The organism is Streptomyces sp. NPDC007875 (assembly GCF_042868035.1).
Classification (GTDB): Bacteria; Actinomycetota; Actinomycetes; order Streptomycetales; family Streptomycetaceae; genus Streptomyces; species Streptomyces antimycoticus.
This window is the reverse complement of the sequence record NZ_JBIADZ010000113.1, coordinates 1-1,329: the sequence shown is the minus strand read 5'-3', so window position 1 is coordinate 1,329 and position 1,329 is coordinate 1. Positions and strand designations below refer to the sequence as shown.

2 protein-coding genes and 1 pseudogene are annotated in these 1,329 nt (G+C 73.6%); all 3 read left to right on the top strand.

Annotation, left to right across the window (positions count from 1 at the left end; genetic code table 11):
- A pseudogene (locus ACFYOY_RS49180) lies at positions 1-240 on the top strand (molecular chaperone DnaK); the annotation flags it as partial.
- A gap of 69 nt (positions 241-309) precedes the next feature.
- Entirely contained in the window at positions 310-909 is a 600-nt protein-coding gene (locus ACFYOY_RS49175; RefSeq protein WP_351906726.1) for a nucleotide exchange factor GrpE, read from the top strand.
- A gap of 7 nt (positions 910-916) precedes the next feature.
- Positions 917-1,329: DnaJ domain-containing protein (locus ACFYOY_RS49170; protein ID WP_388594669.1), on the top strand; the 413-nt coding region annotated here is incomplete at its 3' end.

The window sequence follows — 1,329 nt, the reverse complement described above, 5'->3', positions numbered from 1 at the left end:
ATGCTGGTGAACGATGCCCGTGAGGCGGTCAGGAACGAGGCCGGTGTCGACCGGACCAGGCCGCTGGTCTCCGAGCTCCAGCAGGTCTACGCGGGCCTGGCCGCGCATGAGACGGCCGGTGCCGGTCCGGGTGCGGGCGCGGCGGGCGGTGGGGCCGCGGCGGGCGGTGCCCAGGACGCCGGGGCCGGGGGCGGTGGAGGCGATGAGGACGTCATCGACGCCGAGTTCGACAAGGGCTGACCGACAGGCCCCGTACGACTGACCCGGCCGATACGGCGAAGGCAGAGGAAGGCTGACGGAAAGGCCGCCATGTCCACTCAACCGCAGCAGCCCGAACCGGTGCCGGAAGGCGCCGTGACGGAGCCGGAGCAGGAGCAGGACCTGCCCGCCCCGGGCACCGCGGAGGCGCGCGGCGCGGGCGGGGAGGGCCCCGGCCCGGACGCGGCCGGTGGCCCCGCCGACACCGCATCCGGTGAGCAGGCCGCCGCGCTGGCGGAGCTGGACGACCGCTGGCGCCGGGCCCTGGCCGATCTGGAGAATCTGCGCAAGCGCCACACCAAGGAGCTGGAGCGGGAGCGGGCCACCGAGCGGGCCCGTACGGCGGCGGCCCTGCTGCCCGTCATCGACAACCTCGAACTCGCCCTCTCTCACGCCGAGGCCGACCCCGGCTCGATCGTGGAGGGCGTCAAGGCCATCCGTGACCAGGCCGTGAACACCCTGGCCCAGCTGGGCTACGAGCGGCGGGGCGAGACGGGGGTGCCGTTCGACCCGGCCCGGCACGAAGTGCTCGGTGTGATCGAGGACCCCGAGGCCGAACCGGGCACCGTGGTCCAGGTCCTGCGCCCCGGTTACGGGGACCCCGGCAACCAACTCAGGCCGGTGGCCGTGGCCGTGGCGAAGCGGGAGTGAGACGGCCATGGCGCGGGACTACTACGAGGTGCTCGGGGTTTCCCGGGGTGCGAGCCAGGACGAAATCCAGCAGGCGTTCCGCACCCAGGCCCGCCGCCATCACCCCGATGTGAACAAGGACCCGAACGCGGAGGAGCGGTTCAAGGAGCTCAACGACGCCTACAGCGTGCTCTCCGACCCCGGCACCCGTGCCCGCTACGACCGGTTCGGCGAGGACTACCGCAAGATCCCTGAGGACTGGGAGGAGCGGGTCGGCGCTGGTGTCGGCGGCGGAGGCGGCGGATTCCGCGGCTGGACGACCTCCGGTGACGGGGACCGGGTGCGGTTCGTCCGTGGCTTCGGCGAGGACGCCGGGGGCGGCGGAGTGGACTTCGAGGACCTGTTCAGCTCGTTCTTCGGCGGCGGCACGGGGGGCCGGGG

Bases quoted from the DNA above. Each gene is read 5' to 3' on its own strand.
- ACFYOY_RS49175 (WP_351906726.1), top strand. From the start codon at position 310: ATGTCCACTCAACCGCAGCAGCCCGAACCGGTGCCGGAAGGCGCCGTG.